This is a genomic window from Streptococcus ovis DSM 16829 (genome assembly GCF_000380125.1).
GTDB classification, from domain to species: Bacteria; Bacillota; Bacilli; order Lactobacillales; family Streptococcaceae; genus Streptococcus; species Streptococcus ovis.
This window is the reverse complement of the sequence record NZ_KB904574.1, coordinates 35,506-60,175: the sequence shown is the minus strand read 5'-3', so window position 1 is coordinate 60,175 and position 24,670 is coordinate 35,506. Positions and strand designations below refer to the sequence as shown.

The following is a 24,670-nucleotide window of genomic DNA, read 5'->3' as shown; positions in this document are numbered from 1 at the left end:
TTTTCTTTTTTTGAAACGTTTCAATAATTGTTTAAAAATAAAAAATTTACTTATCTACGATACAATCATAACACTGATAGCGCTTTCTGTCAATAGAAAAGTGAAACATTTTTATTTTTTTGTAGTTGGACCCTCTATGTAGGTTACTGGGACCACTACCTGCAATTGATGAGCCCGTTTTTCAATAACGCTGACTAACATATTAACGGCTTCTTTTGCCATTGCAGCTAGTGGCTGTTTAATCGTTGTCACTGGATTTCGTCGTTCATGGGCCAAGCGAATGCCATCATAGCCAATCACTTGCACGTCTTCCGGAACTCTACGCCCCTGTTTTTCTAAAATCTCCATCACATCTAAAGCGGTAAAATCATTGATCGCAAAAATCCCATCAATCTCCTTATGCTCTTCAAGAAATGCTTCTAATGGTGTTAAGAAATCGTCATAAGGCTCTACCATATCAAAAACGAGACTTTTTGCTCCTACTTCTTTCAGATAGGATTCAAATCCGTTTCGCCGATTTTTAGTCTCATTGAGTGTATCATTATGACTCCCAACAAAAGCCACATTTTGACAACCTTTTTCCAACAGCTTTTGAGCCGCAAGACGTCCACCAGCCAAGTTGTCAGAAGTAACCCAAGGAAGGTCTTTGTCCCCATAAGAGCGATCAATACTGACAAAAGGGATATTAGAAGCCAGATAATCTTCGATTGGACTATAGGTAATAGCAATAATGCCGTCGACCTTATTTTGTTGCAACATGGAGATGTACTCAATCTCCTTTTTGGCTCCGTCTGTATTACAAAGGAGCATCTTATAATTCTGAGCACTCAATTCCTTCTCAACATAAAAGGCAAATTCACCAAAGAAAGGATGCCAGATAGTTGGTACAATCAAAGCGACTGTATCTGTTCGATTGGTTTTCATTCCACGCGCATAGGCATCTGGTACATAATGCAAGTCTGCAATGGCTTGTTGAACCTTTTCTAAAGTAACCTTTTTAATACCTGGTTCCTGATTGATAACCCGTGAAACTGTCCCAACGCTGACACCAGCTAATTGTGCCACATCCTTCATTGTGACTGATTTTTTCACTTCTTTCACATCTTCACCCCCCTTGCTTTATTTTTCATTTTATCACTTTGTGCAATCGTTTTCAAGTTCTTTTCACCTTTTATCTGAAATTGACAAAAAATCCATCCAATAGTACTATCAGATGGATTCATTGCTAAAAATTAAAGACATCATTCAAATTTTCTGCCATGGTTGGATGGGTGAAGATTTGATTTTTCAGATAAGTATATGGGATATGGTTATCCATGGCCATTTTAATCAGGTTAATGATTTCCTGTGAACCTTCACCAAATAAGGTTGCACCAAGAATTTCATTCGTTTCCGTATTGACAACTACCTTATAAATACCACGTAAGTCATTGTTGACATGGGCACGTGGCATATTCGCAACTGGTAATTCATTGGCTTTATAAGGGAGTCCTGCTTCTTGTGCAGCTTTTTCAGTCAAACCAACTTGTGATAGAGCTGGCGCAATAAAGAGGGTATTGGGAACATTTTGACGATGGTGAAGATTGTACTCTCCATTGCCAGTCAATTTACCAAATACGATACGGAAATCGTCCAATGAGGTATAGGTAAATTGCAGACCACCATTGACATCACCAACTGCATAGACACCAGGTACGCTCGTCTCACAGTATTCATCAACTTTCACAGCGCCACGGTCTGTCAATGCAATATCCGTATTCTCCAATCCTAAACCTTCTGTTGCTGGTTTGCGACCCAAAGCATAGAGCACAACATCAAAAATGTGGTCTTCTCCATTAACTGTAACAACCACTTCATCGCCTTGATTTGACACGTTTTCAGTCTTAGCATTGATAATGAACGAAACACCATCTTCTTCCATATAATTTTTAGCTAATTGAGCCGCTACTTCTTCATAGCGACCCAAAATAGCTGGCGAGGCTTCAAATACTGTTACTTGACTACCTAAACGGGCGTAAAGGCTAGCAAATTCGAGCCCAATATTTCCGCCACCGATGATACCTAAGCGATTCGGTAATGTTTCTAATTGTTGGATACCTGTACTATCAAAAACATTCTTACTCTCTAATAAACCTGGAATTGGAAAAACATTGGATACCGCACCTGTGTTGATCACAATCGTTTCGGCAGTTAACTCTTCTATTTCATCACCAGCAGAAATTTCAATGACTTTGTTCGACACAAACCTTGCTTCTGCTAGATACAAATCGACACCTGCGCCTTTTAAGACAGCTTCATTTTTACCACGAAGGCGTGTTACAACTGTCTCTTTATGAGTCATCGCTTCTTCAAAACTTGCCCCTTCTTCCGCTAATGTAATCAACGACTTCGTCGGTATACAGCCAATATTAATACAAGTACCACCGTACATACGGCTATTTTTTTCTACTAAGGCAACTTTTTTTCCAAGGCTAGACATTTTACCAGCCAATGTTTTACCAGCCTTCCCAAAACCAATCACCACTAGGTCATATTTTTTCATACTCAAATTCCTTTCCATTATTCTATCTTTAGTCTATCAAAGGATAAAGATTTTGTCAGAAATTTGCTACGGAGATTTGAACACTAGAAAGAGAATGGCACAAAAATGGGTATTTCGTGAGAATTCAATTTTTCACCCATTCTCGTTTTTTAAGTGTCCGATCTGAGACAGTCTCCCCCAGACCTTTTTTGACACTTGCTTTGTAAGCTTCATTTCCAAATTAAAAAGGTCTCCCAGACCTTTTAACCACCACAGCATAGCTCAAATGATTTGGAGAGCCTTTTAAAGTTGGAAATTTGGGAAACAGGGTTTCCCTCATTCTTTAAAACTATTCAGTTGGTAAGATTAACATGTAAGAGGAGTGAGCTACTCTACAACTGAGGATTTTCAACCTTCAATGCTCGCACACCTTGAAGCGCTCAGCAATCTTCACTGGTACTAGAGTTACTTCCAACTACCACTTCTTGTTTCATTGAAGATAATAAAATGAAGAGACCAGGATCTTGATCCCAGCCTCCTTATCATATGAATTATTTTGCACCAAGTGCTGCCATAGTGATGTAGTTGTATGGCTTGTTGAAGTGTGGTAAGAAGAAGATATCTGTCAATGCTAATTTCTCGATTGTTACTCCCTCTTGAACAGCAAGTGAGAACATGTGGATACCCATAGAGATATCTTCACGAGCTGCCATTTGTGCACCAAGGATACGACGAGAATCTTTATCATAAACAATCTTGATTGTAACTGGGAAGTTACCATGTTCCATAAATTCTGGTTTTTGGTTGTCAGTATACTCAGTTACTGCTGCATCAAAACCAAGGCGTTTTGCTTTTTCAAGTGTCAAACCAGTTGATACCAAGTTCAAACCGTAGATCGAGATACCGTTAGAGCCTTGTACACCGATACCCTCAAGGTCCGTACCACAAGCATTGTGTGCTGCTACGATACCAGTACGAACTGCGTTTGAAGCAAGTGCAATGTAGCTTGTGTCACGAGTTGCGTTGTCGTAGATTGTAGCACAATCACCGATAGCGTATACGCCTGGGATTGAAGTTTCTTGGTGTTTGTTAACAAGGAACGCGCCATTACGGAAACGTTCGATTCCTTCACCTGCAAATGCAGTGTTAGGACGGAAACCAACAGCCAAGATAACCATGTCTACATCGTATTCGTTCTTGTCAGTGATGATTTTCTCAACTTTACCGTTACCAGCAACTTCTTTTACTGTTTCACCAAATGCCAATTGGATACCATGGTCTGCCAAGTTTTGTGCCATCATATCTGACAAGTCGCGGTCATAGTAACCAGCCAAACATGTGTCTACAACGTCGATAAGCACAACTTCTTTGCCTTTACGTTGGAAAGCTTCAGCAAGTTCTACACCGATGTAACCAGCACCTACAACTGCTACACGATTGATGTCTTTGTTTTTCAAACGTTCGATAACGTCAGCAGAGTTTTGGTACAATTTCACAAATTGAAGATTTTCAAGTGTTGATTCGAATTCCAATGAACCTGGTTTGAATTCAGCACCTTTGATTGGAGGTAAGATTGGTTGTGAACCAGTCGCAAAAATCAACTTGTCAAAGCTTTCAACATGTTCTTTACCATCCACAAGAGCTGTAACAGTTTTTGCATCGTAGTCAATGGCTTGGACAGGTGATTGCATGTAGATACGAGCACCCATGCTTTCCAATTCTTCTTTATTTGAATAGAAAAGTCCATCAGCACCGCTGATTTGCTCACCAATCCAAAGAGCCATACCACAGCCTAGGAAAGAAATATTTGAGTTTTGGTCAAAAACGACAATCTCATTGGCATCTCCGTAGTTAGACAACATAGTTTTGATACATGCTGTACCAGCGTGGTTTGCACCAACAACAACGATTTTAGACATAGTAAAATCTCACTTTCAAAAAAATATTTTTTACTTTCTAAGTATACTAGATTATGTTACCGATTACAAAAAATATGCTCATTTCATCACAAATTTATTTTTCGCCCTCAAATCGCCACATTTTCGACTCTTCTCTTTCAAATATTTATGAATTGATGCAGAAAATAGACAAATTCTATCAATCAGTAAACGATTTATCACGACAAACGCATGAAGAAAACATCGTTTCCAGATAACGATTTTTCATAAAAAGTTATATTTTTAACCATAAAATTTTGTTATAATGTGGACGAAAAAGAGGATGAACCGTTGTACGTATGTAAATATTGTGGAAATCTTTTAAAAAAATGCATGTAGCTAGAAAATGGTTACATGCATTTTTTCATGCGTACGTCGTGACTATTTATTATTGACAACTATATATATTTATGTTACCTTAAACAAAAACAACATTTCTTTAAAGGAGACTATATGAAAAAGAAATCGCTCATACTGACTGGGTTAAGCCTGGTCTTACTATGTGGAGGCTCACTTACTCCAATTTCCGTCTTAGCTCAAGATAACATCACTACCACTACAATCAGCGAGAGTTCAACCACTACATCTGAAAATCAAACGGTTGCCCAGACGACCACATTGCCCACTACTGAGACATCTATTACAACTAGTTTAACTCCTTCATCTTCGACTAGTACAGAAACAACTCAGCCAACCACCTCAACTGTGACAACTAGTCCATCCACACAAGAAATCGTTTCTCAAGATGAAGCAGCCCAAGCTACCATCACAATTTACCGATTATACAATCCTCGAAATGGTGAGCATCTCTATACAGCTGATGCCAATGAAAAGAATGTACTCTTTCAAAAGCATGGATGGGGCTACGAAGGAGAGGCATGGTATGCACCAAATAAGGGAAATGGCAGCTTACCAGTCTATCGTCTCTATAATGCTGGTCTACAAAACCACCTCTACACTGTAGATACCAATGAAGTGCGCGTATTGACCACTAAGCATGGATGGCAAAAAGATAATGGTGGAAAACCTGTCTTTTATTCTGGTGGAACGGCTAATATTTTCCGAGTCTACAATCCTAAATTACGTGGTCTCCACCATTGGACTACAGATCAGAACGAGTACCGTGTTCTCCCTAAACATGGATGGTTTCAAGAAGGGATTAAATTGAAAGCCCTTCGTGTTGGTGTCCCAATTCGAACGCAATTCTCCGATGGTTTACCATCAGGTTCACAAACTATTGCGAATACTCCAGCTCATTATGCTATTGAAGCAGATGTTTCCTTACAAGGAAAAGGAACTGGCTATCATGCAAAACTAACCATGAATACCCCTACTTCTGCGATTAGCTTCGGAATGCAATTTGATAGTGCTGCACGCGCACCTCATACTGGTAAAACAGCTTTCATGGTAGAAAACATTGGCCATAATTATGCTGGCGGACAAAGTTACCAATGGACAAATCTCTATTCTCATAATCCCGGTAAATCCTACCGCCTACTATTAGCGGTGCAAAAAGATGGTTCTTATGCTGGATATATCAATGGCGCAAAAGTAATTACTGGGCGAAATGCTGCTCTTGCTAACCAAGTATTAGCACCTCGTGTAGAAGGGGCAGCTCGTAAATCAGGAGACAGCATCCAAGCGAACTTCAGTAATATCAAGATTCGTTACAACGGTTCCTATTCTGCAAGCAGAGTATGGACTGGAACACCTCGTTTCAATATCCGCAATGGCCTGACTACAAAATTAAATGGTCAAGTGGTTCCGAATAACGCTTCGGGAGACCGGCCAGTTCATCAAAACGTGAACATCTCTGGTACCCTAACTGGCCTACCAGGTCATGCTGATTGGGATACAGCAGGTTTCTTTGATAAAGTTTCCGGTCTTGTCCAATTTTATTAAGCTTCCACTAACGAAATCACTACATCCCAAAAACGAATGCTTGATTTGAGCATTCGTTTTTTTTTACTATTTGAATCGGCTTAAGTATTCTTCCAAAGTCGTTGGTCCATGTCCAGTAACACATTCAATATCCTGTGCGATTCCTTCTTGTTCACCTTTAGCAATAGCTGTGTAAGTCGACACCCAACTATCGTATTCCCACTGTTCTGCAGGCCAGGTTTTCCGCGATGCATAGGCTTCTTCTACTGTTTCATCAATATAGCGAATCGTTTTACCTGTCGCTTTCCCTACTCTATCCACTATTTCCTGCATGGTTAGGTTTTCAGGTCCCGTCATGTTGAGGACCTTATTTTCCCATTTAGCTGATTCTTTCATTATCTGACTGATGACTGCTGCAACATCCGAACGAACAACAGCTGACACCCGTCCATTTCCTGCTGGTCCCCTGATTTCATCATAGGTCAGACATAAATCCACAAAGAAATCAAGATAGAAGTTATCTCTTAGAAAGGTATAGGAAAATCCTTGCTTTTTAATATACGCTTCCGTTCGTGCATGATCACGCGCCAAAGTAAAGGTAGCATGTTCATCTGCGTTATAGAAAGAAGTATAGACGATATGCCGGACACCAGCCACTTTCGCCGCATCAATAAAATCTAGGTGCTGTTGCAGACGCTGAGGATGTTCCCTAGCAGAAACCATAAAGAGGACATCAACTCCTTCCAAGGCTTTTTGAGCTTGTGGAGAATTTTCATACCTCGCTTCTACTATTTCGGCATTCGGAAACACCTCTGCCCGCTCTGGACTGCGTGCTAGATGCCGTGCAGGAATGCCTGCTTCTGACAAACTACGAGCAATTTCCTTTCCCAAATTTCCTGTTACACCTGTCAGAGCTATGTTCATGTTTCTTCCTTTCTAGTCAATCAGCCCTTGTGACTTCAAGTATTGTTTTGCCACATCTTTAGCAGATTTCCCTTCGACCCCAACCTGGTAATTCATATCACTCATTTCTTGCTCAGAAATTTTTCCAGCCAATTGATTGAGCACTTTTTTTAATTCTGGATGTTTTTCCAGTAATTCTTTGGATAAAAGCGGTGCTCCTTGATAAGGTGGGAAGAGTTGTTTATCATCTTCCAATACCTGTAAATCGTACTGGGCAAGCTCAGCATCTGTCGAATAGGCATCTGTTATTTGAATGTCACCTGATTGAATGGCCTGGTAACGAAGAGCAGGTTCCATCGTAGAAACAGAAAGATTCAATCCATATAGAGATTGAAGCCCCTTATTCCCATCTTCACGGTCTGTAAATTCCAGTGTAAATCCTGCTTTTAATGTAGAGGCCACCTTTTGCAAATCAGAAATGGTGCGCAATTGATATTTTTCAGCTAACCGACGAGGGACTGCTACTGCATAGGTATTTTGATACTGCATTGGTTTGAGTAAGACCAACTTATCTTGCTTCAAAATCCCATCCCGCGCCTTCTCATACACTTCCGATGGATCATTCGACGTTGCTGGCGGATTCTTCAATAGACTAGAAGTTACAGTTCCTGTAAATTCAGGATAAATGTCAATATCACCAGATTTCAAAGCTTCATACAAGAAAGTCGTCTTGCCAAAGTTTGGTTTTACAACGGCCTCCATGTCCGTTTCAGCTTCAATTAAAAGGGCATACATATTAATGAGGATTTCAGGTTCTGGTCCTAATTTTCCCGCAATAACAACCGTTTCTTTCTCTTGCATTTGCGGAAAAATAACTGGTAAATAGGAGGAAACCACCCCAAAAATCAACACCAGAAAACTCAGAAAAATGGTTTTAAGAGAAGCTTTTTCTAATAATTTCAACACAAAATTAAACACGATGGCTAGGATGGCTGAGGACAGTGCACCAATGAGAATTAGGCTGCTATTATTCCGGTCAATCCCTAAGAGGATAAAAGAACCTAAGCCACCAGCCCCAATCAAAGCAGCCAGTGTAGCGGTCCCAATTACCATAACCGCTGATGTCCTCACACCAGACATAATGACTGGCATGGCTAAGGGAATTTCATATTTTTTCAGTCGCTCCCATTTAGTCATCCCAAATGCCACACCCGCTTCAATCAGACTCGGATCAATCCCATTTAAACCAGTCAGCGTATTTTGTAAAATCGGAAAAAGGGCGTAAATGACAAGGGTCGTGAGTGCAGGTAGAGTGCCAATCCCCATCAAAGGAATCAACAGTCCCAACAAAGCCAAAGACGGGATGGTTTGAAAGACACCTGCAATCTGCAAGGTCAGCTCTGCTGTTTTCTTAAAGGGACGTAGAAGAATGGTCAAGGGAATAGCAATGAGAATAGCTAATAAAATCGTCAGCAAAGAAAGCTGCAAATGTTCCACGATTGCCATCATCCAATCACTGTATCGATTTTGAAAGGTTAAAAGTACATCATGCATGGGCATTACCTCCAAATAAATCTGTAACAAATGCATTGGCTGGATGAGCTAAAATCTCATGAGGACTGGCTAATTGCACAATATTTCCCTCATGCAAGACAGCTATACGGTCCGCTAATGTCAATGCCTCATCTGTATCATGCGTTACAAATATCGTCGTCATTTTAAATTCACGGTGAAGCGCCAGAGTCAATTCTTGTAGCTGTTTTCGAGAAATGGCATCTAAAGCACTAAAAGGCTCATCCATTAATAAAATCTTCGGATTGGCAATGACGGCACGTAGAATTCCAACACGTTGTTGCTCACCCCCAGATAATTCTTTCGGATAGCGGTCTAAATAATCTTTTGCTGGCAACCCTACCTTGTCTAATAAAATCGCAGTTCTTTCCATACGTTCCTTTTTCGGCCATTTCTTCATTTCTGGAATCAGTTGAATATTTTCTCCAACTGTCATATTCGGAAAGAGGGCGATTTGCTGCAACACGTAGCCAATATCCAATCGTAATTCTCTCAGATTAAATGATTCAAGTGGTTGACCTTTTAGACAGATTTGTCCACTGGAGGGATCAATCAGGCGATTCACCATCTTTAAGAGTGTTGTTTTCCCCGAGCCACTTGGTCCTACTAATACAAGAAACTCTCCTTCCTTAATTGCTAAATCAACAGATTTCAACACATCTGCCTCTTTATAATGTTTGCTTACCTTTGAAAATGTAATCATCCATTCTTCCTTTCGTTTTGTTGTCCTAAGGCTTCTTCACAATAGCAGTTTGAAGATTTTTCAAAATTCGTTCTAGATAGGCTTCATATTGCATGATTTCTTCTTCAGAAAAATCTGCATAGAAAATATCAGCCAGTTCTTGACTCACTTTTTCACCAATCTTTTGTTGCTGCCAACCCACTTCTGTTAATCGAACTAGTTTTTTACGTTTGTCATTTGGGTGTTCTGATATTTGAAGCAACCCTTGTATCTCCAATCGCTTCAGCATACTGGTCAATGTATTATTGGCAAGACCAGTCTGTAGGGCAATATCCGTTGCAGTTTGTTCACCACTGTGTTCCCACAAGGATGATAAAATCTTTCCCTGTTCACTACGGTACAGGGCTTCTGACTCTTGATTCAACAAACGCTGAAACAAACGACCATTCAGTAATTGAACATGGAGCGTTAAATATCCTCCGCGTGCTTTTTCAATCATGATACCTCCTTTTTAGTTCTATATCGAACATTTAAATTAGATTAAAAGAATAGTACCATACTGACCCTTGAAATGCAAGAATTTGCTATATTAGATGAATTTTCGTATATTTTTAAATTTTTTAAAAAAACATACTGTTTTCTCTTGCTATTTTTTACGATTTTTCGTAAAATAAAAACAATTGAAAGGAGTCATCATGAACGAAGAAACATTAAAAGCGATGATTGAAGAACGATATGGGAGTGTTCGAGCATTTTCACTGGAAAATGATATCCCTTATACCACCATGCGCTCTATCTTAGAACGGGGCATACTCAATTCTAAGGCCGATACAATTTTTAAGATTGGAAAAATCTTGGGAATTAAATTAGAGGAATTTGATCAGACAACTAAAGTTCCTGTGGGAACACCACTCCATCATGCAGCAGTTGCAAAACCTATCCAAGTCGCTAAAAAAATAGCCTTTGACTCCGAAAAATACCTCAACTTACAGCGTGATCACATCCTAGAGCGAATCAACCAATTTGATGGCAAACTCTATATGGAATTTGGTGGAAAAATGCTGGAAGATTTCCATGCAGCTAGGGTATTACCGGGCTATGAACCAGATAATAAAATCAAACTCCTCCATGAACTGCGAGAACAAGTAGAAATCGTCATTGCCATCAATGCCAATAACATCGAGCATTCCAAAGCGCGGGGAGACTTGGGGATTTCGTATGACCAAGAAGTCTTCCGCCTCATTGATAAATTTAAAGATTTAGATCTCTATGTAGGTTCTGTGGTCATTACCCAGTACGCTGGCCAAACAGCTGCCGATACCTTCCGTTCCGAATTGACAAAAAATGGTATTGCCTCTTATCTCCATTATCCAATTGAAGGCTATCCTACTGCCATTGACCGCATCATTTCACCAGAGGGTATGGGGAAAAATGATTATATCAAGACCAGTCGCAATCTTGTCGTAGTAACTGCTCCGGGTCCTGGTTCGGGAAAACTTGCTACATGTATGTCCAACCTCTACCATGACCAAATCAATGGTGTGACTTCAGGCTATGCCAAATTTGAAACCTTCCCGGTCTGGAATTTATCCTTGCATCATCCAGTCAATCTTGCCTATGAGGCAGCTACTGCTGACTTAGATGATGTCAATATGATTGACCCCTTCCATTTGGATGCTTATGGCAAGACAACGGTCAATTACAATCGGGACGTTGAAATCTTCCCCGTTGTCAAACGGATGCTGGAACGCATTTTAGGAAAATCGCCATACGAGTCGCCAACAGACATGGGTGTTAACATGGTGGGCTTTGCCATTGTAGACAATGAAGCAGCCATCGAAGCCTCTAAACAGGAAATCATTCGCCGCTACTATCAAACACTGGTTGAATTTAAGGCAGAACGCGTATCAGCCACTGCTATCAAAAAGATAGAACTCCTCATGAATGACTTAGGCATCTCTGCTTTAGATCGAAAAGTCACCTTGGCTGCTCGTCAGAAGGCAGAATTGACTGGAGACCCTGCTCTAGCACTCGAATTGCCAACAGGACAGATTGTCACTGGTAAAACATCTGATCTCTTCGGGCCATCCGCTGCTGTGATTGTCAATGCCATTAAAGCATTAGCAGGCATTGATAAACAAACTCTCCTTATTGAACCAGAGTATGTGAAGCCGATTCAAAATCTAAAAATCAACCATCTCGGTAATCGCAATCCTCGACTTCATTCCAACGAATTACTGATTGCATTAGCTATCACTGCAATGAACAAGCCTGAAGCGGACATTGCGATGAAACAACTCGGAAACTTAAAAGGTAGCGAAGTCCATTCAACTGTGATCCTACCTGAAGAAGATAAAAATGTCTTCCGAAAACTAGGAATCAATGTAACGGTTGACCCTGTCTATCAACAAAATAAACTTTATCGAAAATAGCACAAAAAAACTGAGCTTCCACACGGAAACTCAGTTTTTTATTCTTATAGACTACGTTCTGCACGATAAGCAGCCGCTTCTTCTTCTGTTGATAAGACAAAGTGACCTGGCGTGATTTCATGCATTTGACGTGCTTGTCCATCTTGCTCTGCACTCGGATCATATTCGACATGAACGCGAGCACGTTCCACTTCAGGATCTGGTTCAGGAATAGCTGATAATAGGCTCTTTGTATAAGGGTGAATTGGATCATGATAGACATCATCCGATGTTCCAATTTCCAACATTTTCCCCCAATGCATCACGCCGATTCGATCAGAAATGTATTTAACCATTGACAAATCATGCGCGATAAAGAGGTAGGTTAATCCGCGTTCATGTTGCAATTTTTGCATCAGATTGACAACCTGCGCTTGGATAGAAACATCCAAGGCTGAGATTGGCTCATCGGCAATGATAAATTTTGGTTTCACAGCCAAGGCTCGCGCAATTCCAATCCGCTGACGTTGACCACCAGAAAATTCATGAGGATAACGTGTTAAGTGGTCCTTGTTAAGTCCAACTAAATCCAAAAGGTATTGTACGCGTTCATCACGTTCTTCCTTAGAAGAAGTCAAGCCATGAATATCCAATCCCTCTGCAACAATATCACGAATTTTCATCCGTCCATTCAGACTGGCTTGTGGATCTTGGAAAATCATTTGCGCATTTTTACGAAAATCTTTTAAGCCTTTACCAGATAAATGCGAAATTGATTCACCATCGAAAGTGATATCCCCCTCATTAAAATCATAGAGTTTTAGAATGGTCCGTCCCATCGTTGTCTTACCAGAACCTGATTCACCAACTAAACCAAAGACTTCACCCTCATAGATATCAAAAGAAACATTGTCAATTGCCTTGACTTCATTTTTCTTACCTGTATTAAATGTCAGGGAAACATTTTTGACTTCAACCAATTTTTTTCGATGGTCACTCATTTGTTTTCCTCCTTCTCCTGCCATTTTGCCCACCGTTTTTGAATGGCAATTGGGGGTGTAATCTTAGGTGCTCTCTCATCTAGCAACCAAGTTGCTGCATAATGCGTATCTGAAATTTGAAACATTGGTGGTTGTTCTTTAAAATCAATGTCCAATGCGTAAGCATTACGAGCTGCAAAGGCGTCTCCAACTGGTGGATGGAGCAAATCTGGTGGTGTTCCAGGAATAGATTCCAAACTGCCTGATTCTGTTTCAGTTGTTGGCATAGAATTTAGTAAGCCCCAAGTATATGGATGTTGAGGATTGTAGAAGACTTCTTCCACAGTCCCAACTTCGACAATCTTCCCAGCATACATCACTGCTACACGATCCGCCATACCAGCTACCACGCCTAAATCATGCGTAATAAAAATGATAGATGAACCTGTCTGCTCCTGCACTTCTTTCATCACCTTCAAGATTTGTGCCTGAATGGTCACATCTAAAGCTGTTGTTGGCTCATCGGCAATCAAAATTTCAGGATTACTTGCAAGGGCAATTGCGATGACTGCCCGTTGGCGCATACCACCTGACCATTGATGTGGGAAATCCTTGATATGCTCCTCTGCATTTGGAATACCAACTCTATTCATTAAATCAAGGGCACGTTCTAACGCTTCTTTTTTTGAGACCTTCTCATTAAGAATAATAGGCTCAGCAATCTGCATGCCAATCGTCATGGTCGGGTCCAAACTTGTCATTGGATCTTGAAAAATCATGGCAATATCATTCCCACGAATTTTCACCCAATCACTTTCTGATAGCTGACTTAAATCTTTCTCTTTGTAAAGAATTTTCCCGTCCAAGTGTGCATTTTTTGCATTAAGTCCCATTAAGGTCCGTGTCGTTACTGACTTACCAGACCCTGATTCTCCTACAATCGCTAATGTTTCGCCCTTTTTAAGGGTAAAATTTACATCACGAATAGCCTGTACCTCACCAGCGTAGGTTTGAAAGGTTACATGGAGATTCTCAACGTTTAAAATCGTTTCTTCTGTCATTATTTCCTCCTAATCTGCGCTGGATTTTGGATCCAAGGCATCACGCAAGCCATCTCCCAAGAGGATAAAGGCCAATGAAATGACTACCAATGCAATTGCTGGAATCATGACTTGGTAAGGATAGTATTGCAAGTTTTCTTGCGCATCCGTAATCAATGATCCGAGTGATGCAGTAGGTGGTTTCACCCCTAAGTTAATCGCGGACAAAACAGATTCATACATGATGGCACTTGGTACTGTCATCATAATTTGCACTATAATAATCCCTGAGATATTTGGTAATACATGTTTAAAGGCAATCTTGAGATTACTTTCTCCCAAAGCACGCGAAGCTAAGATGAAGTCACGTTCTTTGTAGGACAGTGTCAAATTCCGCACCTGCCGTGCCATTGAGGTCCACCCGACGATGGCAATTGAGATGATGATAGAGGTTACACCATTCCCAAGTAAGAGACCTAACATGGTCACAATGACTAAATTCGGGATAGAGGAGATAATCTCGATAATCCGTTGCATGATAGTATCGACTTTTCCACCAGCAAAACCAGAAATCAGACCATAAGTAACACCGATAATCAGGTCAATAAAAGTGGCAATAACGGCAATCAATAAAGAAATCCGAATACCAACGGTGACTCGCTTGGCGATACTACGACCTAGATTATCCGTACCAAGTGCAAACTTCTTTCCTTCAGGTACACTCTGGTCTGCATAGGCATCATTAGCTTCTGTATTACCAGAGTAGACAATTTTACCATTCCAAAACGGCAAATTATCACTGACTTTAGGTGGTAGGTTTCGGTAAACCTCTACCTGTTCACTGTTAAATTTATTAGCATCCTTGGTCGATACCACAAAGGTTGAACCAATTGCGAACACAAGCAGTAGGCAAATAAACCACAAAGAGACTACTGCTAATTTGTTCTGTTTCAAGCGTCGCCATGCATCCTGCATAAACGACAAGGCTGGTTTTTCAATTCTCTCTTGAGCATCAGAACTGCTTGTTCCGACCAGCTTAAACGTTTTTGTTTCTTCTGTCATCCTACACTCCTTAGCTCAAACGTACACGTGGGTCTACAAGACTAATCACCACATCCGTAATCAAAATCGCAACCATCAACATCATGGCATAGACAATCGTTGTCCCCATAATCACCGGATAGTCCTTAGTTGGAATAGAGGTCACAAACAATTGACCAATCCCTGGAATTGAAAAGATTTGTTCCATCAAGGCAGAACCGGTCAAAATATTAGCAGCCATCGGTCCAACTAAGGTCAACACAGGAATCATTGAATTGCGGTAAGCGTGACGGTTGGTCACCTGACGATTGGTCAGTCCCTTTGCACGCGCCAATTGAATGTAATCTGTATTCAACGTTTCAATCATTTCACTGCGGAAAAAGCGAGTGACTTGCGCAAACACTGGAATGGCTAAACCAAGTGTCGGCAAGATTGTTTGTGCAAATGTTCCCCAACCTGATAATGGCAAGAGAGCCCATTTGAACCCAAGATAATCCAACAAAAGTAAACCAATGATGAAGGCTGGAACAGAAATCCCTAAGGTAGAGATAACACTCAAGAAACCATCAATTTTGTTATTTTTATTTCGAGCTGAAATCGCACCAACCAAGAGACCGCTACTAATTCCAACCACCAGTGCTTGAATACCAAGATGAACAGAAACACCTAATCGTTGCATAATCAGTTTTGTCACCGATTGGTTGACAGATTGGTAACTTGTTCCAAAATCACCATGCAAAATATCTACTAGATATTTTAAATATTGTTGCCAGAGTGGTTTATCCAAACCATACTGTTTATTCATCATGGCAATCATTTCATCTGTCAATTTTGGACTATTATAAGGTGTTCCTGGCATGATTTGCATCAAGAAGAACGACAGGGTAATGACTACCCATAGGGTTGCTAGTAAAATCGCAATCCGTTTTAATAAATATTTTGTCATAGTAATCCTCAAATCAAAAGGCAAGAATTGGATGGTCCAATCCTTGCACTAACTATAAATGTAATCGATTGATTACTTTTCTTTATAAGCGTAAGTGAAGTCAACATCAAGACCTGTTGAATTACGAACAAGACCTTTAATAGATGGATTTTGCAATCCTTTGTTTGACAAGTTGTACAATGGGTTATAGTGTGCATTTTCATAAAGAGCTGCTTCTGCTGCTTTATAATCTGCTGCCGCTGCATCTTTGTCTAATGCATCTGTTGAAAGAGCTTTTTCGTATGCTGCATCGTATTCTGGACTTGAGAACTTACCATAGTTGTAAGCAGAATTTGTTGTGAATAATCCGTAGAATGTTGAACCTTCTGGATAGTCACCACCCCAACTTACAAAGGCTACTTCAAAGTTTTGTGTTTTCGTATCTTCCAAACGTTGTTTGAAGGTTACAAATTTTTCTTCCAATGTCAAACCAGGAAGTACTGATTCCCATGTTTCTTTCAAGTAGTCTACAGCAGCTTTCTTAGCTGGGTTATCTGAGTCAGCTGTAATTGTTAATGTTAAGCTATCAGCACCAATTTCAGCCAAACCTTCTTTGAACAATTTTGCTGCTTCTTCCTTATCATAAGAATAAGGTTGTGCAACATATTCATTCAAGTCTGTACCGTCTGTCAATGTAGAGAGACCTGCTGGAGCTAAGGCTGTTGCTGCAACCGAACCTGTATCTACCGCAGCTTTGACAATTCCTTCACGGTCTGTTGCCAAGTTCAATGCTTGACGAATCTTCAAATTAGAAAGGGCTTTAACACTACCAGTTTCATTGTATACAAGATAATCTGCACGCGCCTCAGCAATATCCATCACATCTTTGTGGTTTTTATTTGCATTGTACATAGCAGAAGTTTGTGAGATGTTTGCAAAATCAAGCTCGCCTTGTTTGTACATTTGAACAGCTGTATCTGGTTTTTTAACTGCTTGGACATTGATTGTTTTTGTCTTCACATTTTTTGCATCCCAGTAATTGTCATTTTTCACAAGCTTGAAGCTACCGCTTGTCCCATTCCAATCTTCAACTGTGTATGGACCTGAGTAGAGCATATCTTCAGAAGTTGTACCGTAATCATCGCCTGCCTCTTTCACAAACTCTTCTTTTTGTGGCACAAAGTTTGAGAAGGAAAGGAGACTTTCAAATTGTGGAGCTGGTGTTTCTAAAGTAAAGATAACTTTGTTTCCATCCGCTTTTACACCCAACTCTTCAACTGGTTTTTCACCAGCCATGATTGCTTCTGCATTCAACACATGCGCATCCGTCACGAGGTAAGCATATTCAGAAGCTGTTGCTGGATCTACCATCCGTTGCCATGAATAGACAAAGTCTTCTGCAGTTAAATCACTGCCATCAGACCATTTCAATCCTTCACGAAGAGTAGCTGTGTAAACTTTCCCATCTTCAGAAATGTCAACTTTTTCTGCTAAGTCTGGCTGTAATTTTCCATCCGCGCCTACACGAAGTAAACTACTACCTGCATTCCCAATTGCCATTGCAGAATAGCGGTCTGTATTTTTAGAAATATCCAATGTGATGATCTCTGTTGGAGTATACCAATTGATATCTGTTGATGCATCCTTAGAAGCAGATGAACCTCCACCACAAGCTGCTAAAAGGGATACCGTCGCAACTGTTAAACCAGTTGTTGCCAGCTTCTTCCATGTATTCATATACAAAATCTCCTAATTTGCGTATTTCTCAACTCGTCTTGGTTAAGATATGTTTAAGATTATAACCTAATATTTATTCAGATGCAAGCCTTTTGTTTAAATTTTCTGATTTTTTTGATTTTTATATACTTTTTAAATACTTTTTATAAAAATGAAATATTTATGTTTAAATATTAGGTTTTATATATTAGTATAGTATTATATGACTGAATTCTGAATATTTTGGATTATATATCGACAATCAAGGTTAATCCAACGATTGCATAATTGAATAAAATTTCCAAATACATAAAAAAGAGAGGTCTCCCTCTCTGTTTTCTACCTAGTAGCCCTTCTTATTTTTCTTCCGTCAGCTTCCCATCCACTAGACGGTAAACTTTATCTACCAAGTCTAATACGCGCTCATCATGTGTCACCATCACAGCAGCTTTTTGTTGTTTTTTAACTTCTTTCCGAATCATTTCAACTACTTGACGTCCTCGTTTTGCATCTAATGAAGCTGTTGGTTCATCTGCAAGAATCAAGTCTGGTTGACTCGTAAAAGCTCGCGCAATTGCTAAACGTTGACGTTCACCACCACTCATTTTTGCAGGATATTTATTGGCACAATGGCTCAAATCTAAATCGGCTAGTAGTTTATCAGCATCTACTGTGACACCTTTTCCTAAAAATTCAGTCAGTTGTTCACGCCCTTTCAGATAGGGAAAGAGTTGATGGTTTTGAAAAATAAATCCCAAATGTTTGTTCCGGATACTTGTCCACTCAGCCTGTTTGAGATGAAACATCGATTGACCAGCAATGACTACTTCCCCACTATCCGGAGTTAACATCATTCCTGCAATGGTCAATAAGGTACTCTTTCCTGAGCCTGATGGTCCAACAATTGCAACGAATTCACCTTCATTCACCTGCAAATTCAAGTGATCTAAAACAATCTGCTGCTGATCTCCATCTTGAAAAGATTTACAAATTTCCTTTAATTCTAATACTGATTGCATTATTCTTCCCCTCCAATCACTGTAACAGGATCAATTTTGGCGACACGAAGAACCGAGAATAGTCCTCCAAGAACAGATACAATCACGAAAACTGATGTAACGAGTACAATACTTGACCACTGTAAATAGAAGGGCATAGTTGCTGGTAAAGTTTGCGCCATTAAAAAGACGAGACCATCTGCAATGAGAGCCCCTAACATCGCAATTGAAAAAATTTGCCAAAAGATAATGGAACTGATTCTTCCCATTGAAATCCCAATCGCCTTCATGACACCAAATTGTCTTTCTTTCTGAATTGTTATCACATAGTAGAAAATGGTAATCACTACAGCTGTAATGGCAACCAGCAACCATTGCACCATGCTGATAGTTGCCTGCTCTGCTTGATAACCAGGAAGGGCTGAAATGATTGTCGCCTTATCGACAACCTCCACACCATCCATTTCTAAATCAGTGGTATCCGTTCCCTTAACTAGCAATGCATGAGTTCCTGTATATGGCATCGGACTGGTCGCTGCACGTAGCTCAAGATAGGTTTCATGAGAGATAAAACCAACAGAAACATGACTATACATCTGATCTTTTGAAAAACCTACCACTGTCAATGGAAGCTCGCTCGCACTATCCATGATGGTATCTCCCAACTTTATTCCCTCTGACTGAAAATCGTCATCAAGTACAATCGGGCGTTTTGCATCACTATCTGCTAATGCTGTTCCTTCATATACAGTCGGAGCTGCAAAGCTATCCTCTTCTACGCCAAAATAGACGACATCTAGTTTTTCGTCCTCGTGCTCTTTTGTCACATACATCCGCATGATATCCAAGGTCGTAGTGTCATCTTTGGTCTTTGTTCGCAATTTATCCACTGTTTCATCTGATAATTGCGAAACAGTTATCAAGTCCTCTGATGTATCATTTAACACAAAGTATTCTGCAGGAAGATTCTCAACTCCAGACGATACTGCTCGACCTAATCCATTGACTAAACCAGATAAGAATAACACCATAAACAATAAGAGTATAACAATCAATTCAATCAATAAATAGCGTTTTTTATGGTAACGCAATTCTTTCCATGCTGTTTTCATTTTATTTTTCCTTTCATAAAATTTTCAATATTAGTTCCTATGGGAATTATTATAGTTCTTATAGGAACTACTGTCAAGAAAATTGACTGTCATAAACAAAAAATGAACGAAGCTATGTCGTTCATTTCTACATTTTTTCTTTCATTCACTTTATATATTTACTCGCCTCTTTCATGGTTAAATCAGAGAGGCCTTTTTTATGTCGCTGCAAAAAGGTCCGAACCCACTCTGGATTGGTCTTTGAATAATCTCGCAATATCCAACCCATCGCCTTATTGATGAAAAACTCAGTCTGGTGAAGATTATTCACCAAAATTTGCTCTAACAAATCCGTCTTCATTTTCTCCTTACGTAGGAGTTGATGGTCAATAGCTACACGGCGTAGCCAGATATTCTCATCCAATGACCATTCTAGCATGATATTGTCTAATTCTTCATTTGGAAATTGGATATTGCCAATGGTTCTATCCAGACTATCCACTGTATCCCACCAAGATTTGGTCGTCACCAGCTGGCGCAAACGAGGAACATCCTCTAACGTCAAGTAGACTTGCAGGATCCTCAGATAATCAGCTGCTACATACTGAAATTCACGTTCTTCTAGATTCCAGAGTTCAAAAACAAAGTCCCAGTCGATTCTTTTTGCTGCCTTAGCTTTCTTGAAAAAGTCCTTGGTTAATTCCCGACGTAAGGGAGTTGGAATGCCTAAAAAAGAAAATCGATTCCGCATATAGGCTTTCATTGAAGTAACACGTTCTTCATCACGCGCTTCATAAAGTCTGCCAATTAACTGCTCTTTATTTTCCTTTGACAGCATAATAATTCCCACTTGGTGAAGCGAACGAAAAATTTTTGAACGGTTCTGCTTGAATCGGGCTGATTTTATCTGTTACTGCAGTAATCCGTTCATGGAGTTGCTCAATCTCTTCTGTTTCAAATAAGATGCTTGGCTGGTTCTCCACTACTTCTGGTGATACTTGTCGGATAAATTTCTTATCATAGACCGTAAATAGTACCGTGCTATCTTCGTGTTGTTTCATTTCAAAACTCGTGAATCCCATTATTTCTGATTCTGAAACCATTTCAAAACCAATTGACTGCCAAAAAGCCTTTTCTGCTTGGACATTCTCTACATATAGCATGAGACCAATAGTTGCTGAAAACATGGACAACCTCCTAAAATTGAACCTTTTCTGAAACGAATCCGTCGATATCAGTATTGATTTGCCAAGTCATCCCAAACCGGTCCACAACGATTCCATATGCTGGACTCCAAGGGGTCTCTTGCAATTCCATATCAATTCTATGTGCATTCTCAGCTAATTTTTCATAGATTGCCTTAGCCTCCTCAACAGTATCTAATTGTATACAGGCTGTCATGTTCGTCCCCTGAATATAAGGATAGTCAGGATTATTATCTGAGATTTGCAAGCGAATGCCATCAATGTTCAGGCTTGCATTGAGCAAGAGTTTTTTATTCTCCTCTGGTGTATCAGGAATCGCCTGCCCAAATGTTGTACAAGCCACCACTTCGGCTCCGAAAACTTCCTTATAGAACTCCACTGCTTCTAAACCATTTCGTTCTGTTACTAAATACAATTCAATTGCTTTGACCATTTTTTCTCCTTTTCTATCACCCAAATAATACTATTTCGTGATAATTTTGTCAAACAAGGCTACTTTAAATTTTCTTCCTTATGTTGACCAATGACGTACATCGTGAAAATTCCTTTAGCAACAGCCTCATTTTTCTGATTTGTAATGGTGACTTCAATGATTTTTGTCGTACGTCCATCATGAACACAAATCCCTTCGATCGTCAAACAATCACCCTTACGACCAGAACGCATATAATTGATACTAGATTGCATGGTCACCGCATCAAAACCCGTTGAGATAGCTGTCACCCCAGCAACCTGGTCACACATAGTAAACAGATAACCTCCGTGAGCATTACCATAGTAATTCAAAGACGAATCAACTACCTTGGAACGGACTACAACATGCCCTCTCTCAAACAAGTCCAACTGATAATTCTCAAAAACTTTAATTTCGTGTAAGAAATGTTCCTTCATAATTTCCTCCTCTATTCAAAACCAAGTCTTATTATAGCACTTTCAGAAAAAATGGGGCATTTAAAGTGACAGAAATAGACCAGCTTCAGCAAATAGATAGAAAAATCCCACTTAAACAATTTCAAGTGGGTGAAAGGAGAGCAAAGCTATTTTACCTCTTTTTCAATAACTTCTGGTCCTTCTGGACGTCCAACGATGACTTTAGAAATCAAGCCAATAAACAAGCCATGTTCCACAACTCCAACAGTGTGATCTAATTCATTAGCGAGGGCTTCAGTATTTTCAATCTTTTTCAAATCAAGGTCAATAATAAAATTTCCTTGATCCGTCACAAATCGTGTTCCCTCAGCCATTCGAAAACTTGGGGAATAGCCCTTTGTTTCAAAATGACGGAAGAGATTTTGGGAACCATATTGTACAACTTCAATAGGTAATTTAAAGGCTCCAAGACATTCTACCATTTTAGATTCATCTACAATCCAGATGCAATCTTTACTATTTGTGGCAACCACTTTTTCCATTAAAAGGGCTCCACCGCCACCTTTGATGCCATTAAAGAGTGGGTCAACTTCATCAGCTCCATCCACTGTCAAATCAACAAACTCCACTTCATCAATGGATTTTAGCGGAATTCCTAGTCCATTAGCTTGTGCTGTTGTCCCACTTGAAGTTGTTACACCAGTAATTTGGAGCCCCTCTTCCTTCATCCGGCGTCCAATTTCTTCTACAAAATAGTAGGCAGTCGAGCCTGTTCCCAAACCAACTACCATTCCATCTGTGACAAATTCAGCTGCCTTTATTCCTACTTGTTGCTTCAAGTTTGACATTCTATTTCTCCCTTAAAAATTGTTTGATTGATAAAACGGTTACAGGAACATTATACCATGTTGACGATTGGATTTCTACCAAAATTCAGTGTATTATCCAGAAAAAAGGACTCTCCATTTTTGAACCGATGTTCTAAGACTTTCTAAAGAGACTATCTAATTAGATTGTTCTAGACAATTTGGGTGCATTTAAAAAAATAAGATTTTTATAAGAGTCATTTAAGAAAAATTTTAACTTTGAATTAAATCTAGTTAATCCTTGTTTGCTATACTCCAGTCAAGAACAAAAAATTATTACAAAGGAGTATTTCTTATGTTCAATCGAAATGTGCAAAAAGAAACTGGCAAACGTTTCACAAAATGGTCTCTCCGACGTGTTGGTAAGCAGACTGCATCAGTCGTAGTCGCTAGTGGACTTTTTCTTTCCATCAGCCAACCTGCTTTAGCACAGGTCATCATCGCATCACAGACCGACACTATCACAACAACTGCACCGGCTGATTCCTCATCAATCAGTCAAACAACGACTCCAACTACTACAGTTGAAGCTCCTGTGACATCCGAAGAACAACCTAATACAATTGTCCCTCAAACAGAGGCTCCTGTCCAAAAGAACACTCCAAGTGAAACACAAGTACCACAAGAGGTTGAAAAAGCAGAAGATGCTATGTCAACGGATGCTGTGCCTCACCACGATGAAGTCAAGAATGCTATTGCACATAACTTTAAAGATGTCGTAAACGTTCCTGCTGAATGGTTGGATGCTGCTAAAGCAGATGGGCCTTTCACTGCTGGGGTCAACCAAATTATCCCATTCGAACTCTTCGGTGGAGATGGGATGTTAACTCGTCTCTTGCTTAAATCTTCTGATAAAGCACCTTGGTCTGACAACGGTACTGCTAAACATCCATTCTTATTGCCTTTCGACAAACTTGAAAATGGGAAATATTTCTATGAAGTAGACCTTGACGGAAATGCTGCTGGCAAGAAAGATGGCGAATTGCTCGCTCAATTGAAAGAAAACGGTACGCATTCTTATCAAGCAACGGTGAAAGTCTACGCTGCCAAAGATGGTAAAGCTGATACAAGCCATGTCGTTGCGACGAAGACGGCTACCATTAACTTGAAAGCCATTGACCACCACAGCGCTGTCAAGAAAGCTGTTGCGCATAACTTTAAAGATGTCGTAAACGTTCCTGCTGAATGGTTGGATGCTGCTAAAGCAGATGGTCCTTTCACTGCTGGGGTCAACCAAATTATCCCATTCGAACTCTTCGGTGGAGATGGGATGTTAACACGTCTCTTGCTTAAATCTTCTGATAAAGCACCTTGGTCTGACAACGGTACTGCTAAACACCCATTCCTACTGCCTTTCGACAAACTTGAAAATGGGAAATATTTCTATGAAGTAGACCTTGACGGAAATGCTGCTGGCAAGAAAGATGGTGAATTACTCGCTCAATTAAAAGAAAATGGTACGCATTCTTATCAAGCAACGGTGAAAGTCTACGCTGCCAAAGATGGTAAAGCAGATACAAGCCATGTGGTTGCGACAAAGACGGCTACAATTAACTTGAATGGAATTAAACAAAAAGCGCCTAAACATGATCAAAAGAACGAAGTGATTCAACCAGTTTATCGTCTCTACCATAGTGGTCTGAAATCTCACCTTTATACAACAAGTGTCAATGAGCGCAACACCTTGACAAAACGTGGTTGGAAGTATGAAGGCATTGCTTGGAACACCACAACTAAGACAGGGGCTCCCGTCTATCGTCTCTACCACGAGGGACTCCGCGTTCATCTTTATACTAAGGATGCCAACGAATACAAGGTGTTAGGTACACGCGGCTGGAGACAAGAAGGAATTGCTTACCGTTCAAACGGTGAGGTTCCAGTTTACCGCCTCTACCATGCAGGTATCAAAAAACACCACTATACAAAAGATGCCAATGAATATAAGGTATTAGGCACACGTGGTTGGAAACAAGAAGGAATTGCTTGGTATAGTGAAAAATAATTTCATCCCATTTAATCATAGCTCCTTCT

Annotated in this window: 22 protein-coding genes; 3 read left to right on the top strand and 19 right to left on the bottom strand. The window is 40.0% G+C overall.

The window, feature by feature from the left end:
- Positions 1-111: 111 nt before the first annotated feature.
- From A3I9_RS0105260 to nox, 3 genes are all read right to left on the bottom strand, one after another.
- Entirely contained in the window at positions 112-1,074 is a 963-nt protein-coding gene (locus A3I9_RS0105260; protein WP_156809176.1) for a LacI family DNA-binding transcriptional regulator, read from the bottom strand.
- Positions 1,075-1,225: 151 nt separating this feature from the next.
- The gene (locus A3I9_RS0105250; protein WP_018377998.1) at positions 1,226-2,542 is read right to left on the bottom strand and encodes an FAD-containing oxidoreductase; all 1,317 of its coding nucleotides are present in this window, start codon (positions 2,540-2,542) and stop codon (positions 1,226-1,228) included.
- 530 nt (positions 2,543-3,072) lie between these two features.
- Entirely contained in the window at positions 3,073-4,440 is a 1,368-nt protein-coding gene (nox, locus tag A3I9_RS0105245) for a H2O-forming NADH oxidase (protein WP_018377997.1), read from the bottom strand.
- A 471-nt stretch (positions 4,441-4,911) separates the two neighbouring features.
- On the opposite strand from nox, the gene A3I9_RS12985 reads away from it, so the two are divergent.
- Positions 4,912-6,360 carry a hypothetical protein gene (locus A3I9_RS12985; protein ID WP_018377996.1) on the top strand — a complete coding sequence of 483 codons (1,449 nt, stop codon included), beginning with the start codon at positions 4,912-4,914 and terminating at the stop codon, positions 6,358-6,360.
- Positions 6,361-6,426: 66 nt separating this feature from the next.
- On the opposite strand, the gene A3I9_RS0105235 is transcribed toward A3I9_RS12985, so the two are convergent.
- The 4 genes from A3I9_RS0105235 to A3I9_RS0105220 are packed head-to-tail and all read right to left on the bottom strand — an operon-like array spanning position 6,427 to position 9,992.
- Positions 6,427-7,263 (bottom strand): SDR family oxidoreductase, encoded by an 837-nt coding sequence (locus tag A3I9_RS0105235; protein WP_018377995.1) that lies wholly within the window; start codon positions 7,261-7,263, stop codon positions 6,427-6,429.
- A 12-nt stretch (positions 7,264-7,275) separates the two neighbouring features.
- Positions 7,276-8,796 carry an ABC transporter permease/substrate-binding protein gene (locus A3I9_RS0105230; RefSeq protein WP_018377994.1) on the bottom strand — a complete coding sequence of 507 codons (1,521 nt, stop codon included), beginning with the start codon at positions 8,794-8,796 and terminating at the stop codon, positions 7,276-7,278.
- Positions 8,789-9,517 carry an ABC transporter ATP-binding protein gene (locus A3I9_RS0105225; protein ID WP_018377993.1) on the bottom strand — a complete coding sequence of 243 codons (729 nt, stop codon included), beginning with the start codon at positions 9,515-9,517 and terminating at the stop codon, positions 8,789-8,791. The genes A3I9_RS0105230 and A3I9_RS0105225 overlap by 8 nt, the downstream gene beginning before the upstream one ends.
- Positions 9,518-9,542: 25 nt before the next feature.
- Positions 9,543-9,992, bottom strand: coding sequence for a MarR family winged helix-turn-helix transcriptional regulator (locus A3I9_RS0105220; protein WP_026217343.1), 450 nt, complete (start codon positions 9,990-9,992; stop codon positions 9,543-9,545).
- Between the two features lie 199 nt (positions 9,993-10,191).
- Here A3I9_RS0105220 and A3I9_RS0105215 point away from each other — a divergent pair, with 199 nt between their 5' ends.
- Positions 10,192-11,928: a DUF1846 domain-containing protein gene (locus tag A3I9_RS0105215; protein WP_018377991.1), complete on the top strand. Its 1,737-nt coding sequence runs from the start codon at positions 10,192-10,194 to the stop codon at positions 11,926-11,928.
- Between the two features lie 44 nt (positions 11,929-11,972).
- On the opposite strand, the gene A3I9_RS0105210 is transcribed toward A3I9_RS0105215, so the two are convergent.
- The 12 genes from A3I9_RS0105210 to rpiA all read right to left on the bottom strand — a co-directional run bounded on the left by A3I9_RS0105210 (position 11,973) and on the right by rpiA (position 22,621).
- A complete protein-coding gene (locus A3I9_RS0105210) occupies positions 11,973-12,908 on the bottom strand; it encodes an ABC transporter ATP-binding protein (protein WP_018377990.1) in 936 nt (311 codons plus the stop codon).
- Entirely contained in the window at positions 12,905-13,948 is a 1,044-nt protein-coding gene (locus A3I9_RS0105205) for an ABC transporter ATP-binding protein (protein ID WP_018377989.1), read from the bottom strand. The genes A3I9_RS0105210 and A3I9_RS0105205 overlap by 4 nt, the downstream gene beginning before the upstream one ends.
- A gap of 9 nt (positions 13,949-13,957) precedes the next feature.
- Positions 13,958-14,989 (bottom strand): ABC transporter permease, encoded by a 1,032-nt coding sequence (locus tag A3I9_RS0105200; RefSeq protein WP_018377988.1) that lies wholly within the window; start codon positions 14,987-14,989, stop codon positions 13,958-13,960.
- 10 nt (positions 14,990-14,999) lie between these two features.
- Entirely contained in the window at positions 15,000-15,914 is a 915-nt protein-coding gene (locus tag A3I9_RS0105195; RefSeq protein ID WP_018377987.1) for an ABC transporter permease, read from the bottom strand.
- Positions 15,915-15,986: 72 nt separating this feature from the next.
- Positions 15,987-17,630, bottom strand: coding sequence for a peptide ABC transporter substrate-binding protein (locus tag A3I9_RS0105190; protein WP_018377986.1), 1,644 nt, complete (start codon positions 17,628-17,630; stop codon positions 15,987-15,989).
- Between the two features lie 335 nt (positions 17,631-17,965).
- Positions 17,966-18,628 carry an ABC transporter ATP-binding protein gene (locus A3I9_RS0105185; RefSeq protein WP_018377985.1) on the bottom strand — a complete coding sequence of 221 codons (663 nt, stop codon included), beginning with the start codon at positions 18,626-18,628 and terminating at the stop codon, positions 17,966-17,968.
- Complete coding sequence (locus tag A3I9_RS0105180) at positions 18,628-19,719, bottom strand: ABC transporter permease (RefSeq protein ID WP_018377984.1); 1,092 nt, start codon at positions 19,717-19,719, stop codon at positions 18,628-18,630. The genes A3I9_RS0105185 and A3I9_RS0105180 overlap by 1 nt, the downstream gene beginning before the upstream one ends.
- A gap of 145 nt (positions 19,720-19,864) precedes the next feature.
- Positions 19,865-20,548, bottom strand: a complete 684-nt coding sequence (locus A3I9_RS0105175; RefSeq protein WP_026217341.1) for a DNA alkylation repair protein — start codon at positions 20,546-20,548, stop codon at positions 19,865-19,867.
- On the bottom strand, positions 20,517-20,885 hold the full coding sequence (locus tag A3I9_RS0105170; RefSeq protein WP_018377982.1) for a VOC family protein: 369 nt from the start codon (positions 20,883-20,885) through the stop codon (positions 20,517-20,519). Before A3I9_RS0105170 ends, A3I9_RS0105175 begins: the two co-directional genes overlap by 32 nt.
- A gap of 10 nt (positions 20,886-20,895) precedes the next feature.
- The gene (locus A3I9_RS0105165; RefSeq protein ID WP_018377981.1) at positions 20,896-21,336 is read right to left on the bottom strand and encodes a VOC family protein; all 441 of its coding nucleotides are present in this window, start codon (positions 21,334-21,336) and stop codon (positions 20,896-20,898) included.
- 59 nt (positions 21,337-21,395) lie between these two features.
- A complete protein-coding gene (locus tag A3I9_RS0105160) occupies positions 21,396-21,794 on the bottom strand; it encodes a PaaI family thioesterase (protein WP_018377980.1) in 399 nt (132 codons plus the stop codon).
- Positions 21,795-21,940: 146 nt separating this feature from the next.
- On the bottom strand, positions 21,941-22,621 hold the full coding sequence (gene rpiA, locus A3I9_RS0105155; protein ID WP_018377979.1) for a ribose-5-phosphate isomerase RpiA: 681 nt from the start codon (positions 22,619-22,621) through the stop codon (positions 21,941-21,943).
- A 313-nt stretch (positions 22,622-22,934) separates the two neighbouring features.
- Here rpiA and A3I9_RS13650 point away from each other — a divergent pair, with 313 nt between their 5' ends.
- Complete coding sequence (locus A3I9_RS13650; protein WP_018377978.1) at positions 22,935-24,641, top strand: SSURE domain-containing protein; 1,707 nt, start codon at positions 22,935-22,937, stop codon at positions 24,639-24,641.
- Positions 24,642-24,670: the final 29 nt, after the last annotated feature.

Coding starts and splice junctions, on each gene's coding strand:
- A3I9_RS0105215 (WP_018377991.1), top strand. CDS start 10,192: ATGAACGAAGAAACATTAAAAGCGATGATTGAAGAACGATATGGGAGT.
- A3I9_RS0105205 (WP_018377989.1), bottom strand. CDS start 13,948: ATGACAGAAGAAACGATTTTAAACGTTGAGAATCTCCATGTAACCTTT.
- A3I9_RS13650 (WP_018377978.1), top strand. CDS start 22,935: ATGTTCAATCGAAATGTGCAAAAAGAAACTGGCAAACGTTTCACAAAA.
- A3I9_RS0105185 (WP_018377985.1), bottom strand. CDS start 18,628: ATGCAATCAGTATTAGAATTAAAGGAAATTTGTAAATCTTTTCAAGAT.
- A3I9_RS0105250 (WP_018377998.1), bottom strand. CDS start 2,542: ATGAAAAAATATGACCTAGTGGTGATTGGTTTTGGGAAGGCTGGTAAA.
- A3I9_RS0105165 (WP_018377981.1), bottom strand. CDS start 21,336: ATGGTCAAAGCAATTGAATTGTATTTAGTAACAGAACGAAATGGTTTA.
- A3I9_RS0105170 (WP_018377982.1), bottom strand. CDS start 20,885: ATGTTTTCAGCAACTATTGGTCTCATGCTATATGTAGAGAATGTCCAA.
- A3I9_RS0105180 (WP_018377984.1), bottom strand. CDS start 19,719: ATGAAAACAGCATGGAAAGAATTGCGTTACCATAAAAAACGCTATTTA.
- nox (WP_018377997.1), bottom strand. CDS start 4,440: ATGTCTAAAATCGTTGTTGTTGGTGCAAACCACGCTGGTACAGCATGT.
- A3I9_RS0105195 (WP_018377987.1), bottom strand. CDS start 15,914: ATGACAAAATATTTATTAAAACGGATTGCGATTTTACTAGCAACCCTA.
- A3I9_RS0105190 (WP_018377986.1), bottom strand. CDS start 17,630: ATGAATACATGGAAGAAGCTGGCAACAACTGGTTTAACAGTTGCGACG.
- A3I9_RS0105235 (WP_018377995.1), bottom strand. CDS start 7,263: ATGAACATAGCTCTGACAGGTGTAACAGGAAATTTGGGAAAGGAAATT.
- rpiA (WP_018377979.1), bottom strand. CDS start 22,621: ATGTCAAACTTGAAGCAACAAGTAGGAATAAAGGCAGCTGAATTTGTC.
- A3I9_RS12985 (WP_018377996.1), top strand. CDS start 4,912: ATGAAAAAGAAATCGCTCATACTGACTGGGTTAAGCCTGGTCTTACTA.
- A3I9_RS0105210 (WP_018377990.1), bottom strand. CDS start 12,908: ATGAGTGACCATCGAAAAAAATTGGTTGAAGTCAAAAATGTTTCCCTG.
- A3I9_RS0105160 (WP_018377980.1), bottom strand. CDS start 21,794: ATGAAGGAACATTTCTTACACGAAATTAAAGTTTTTGAGAATTATCAG.
- A3I9_RS0105225 (WP_018377993.1), bottom strand. CDS start 9,517: ATGATTACATTTTCAAAGGTAAGCAAACATTATAAAGAGGCAGATGTG.
- A3I9_RS0105260 (WP_156809176.1), bottom strand. CDS start 1,074: ATGAAGGATGTGGCACAATTAGCTGGTGTCAGCGTTGGGACAGTTTCA.
- A3I9_RS0105230 (WP_018377994.1), bottom strand. CDS start 8,796: ATGCATGATGTACTTTTAACCTTTCAAAATCGATACAGTGATTGGATG.
- A3I9_RS0105200 (WP_018377988.1), bottom strand. CDS start 14,989: ATGACAGAAGAAACAAAAACGTTTAAGCTGGTCGGAACAAGCAGTTCT.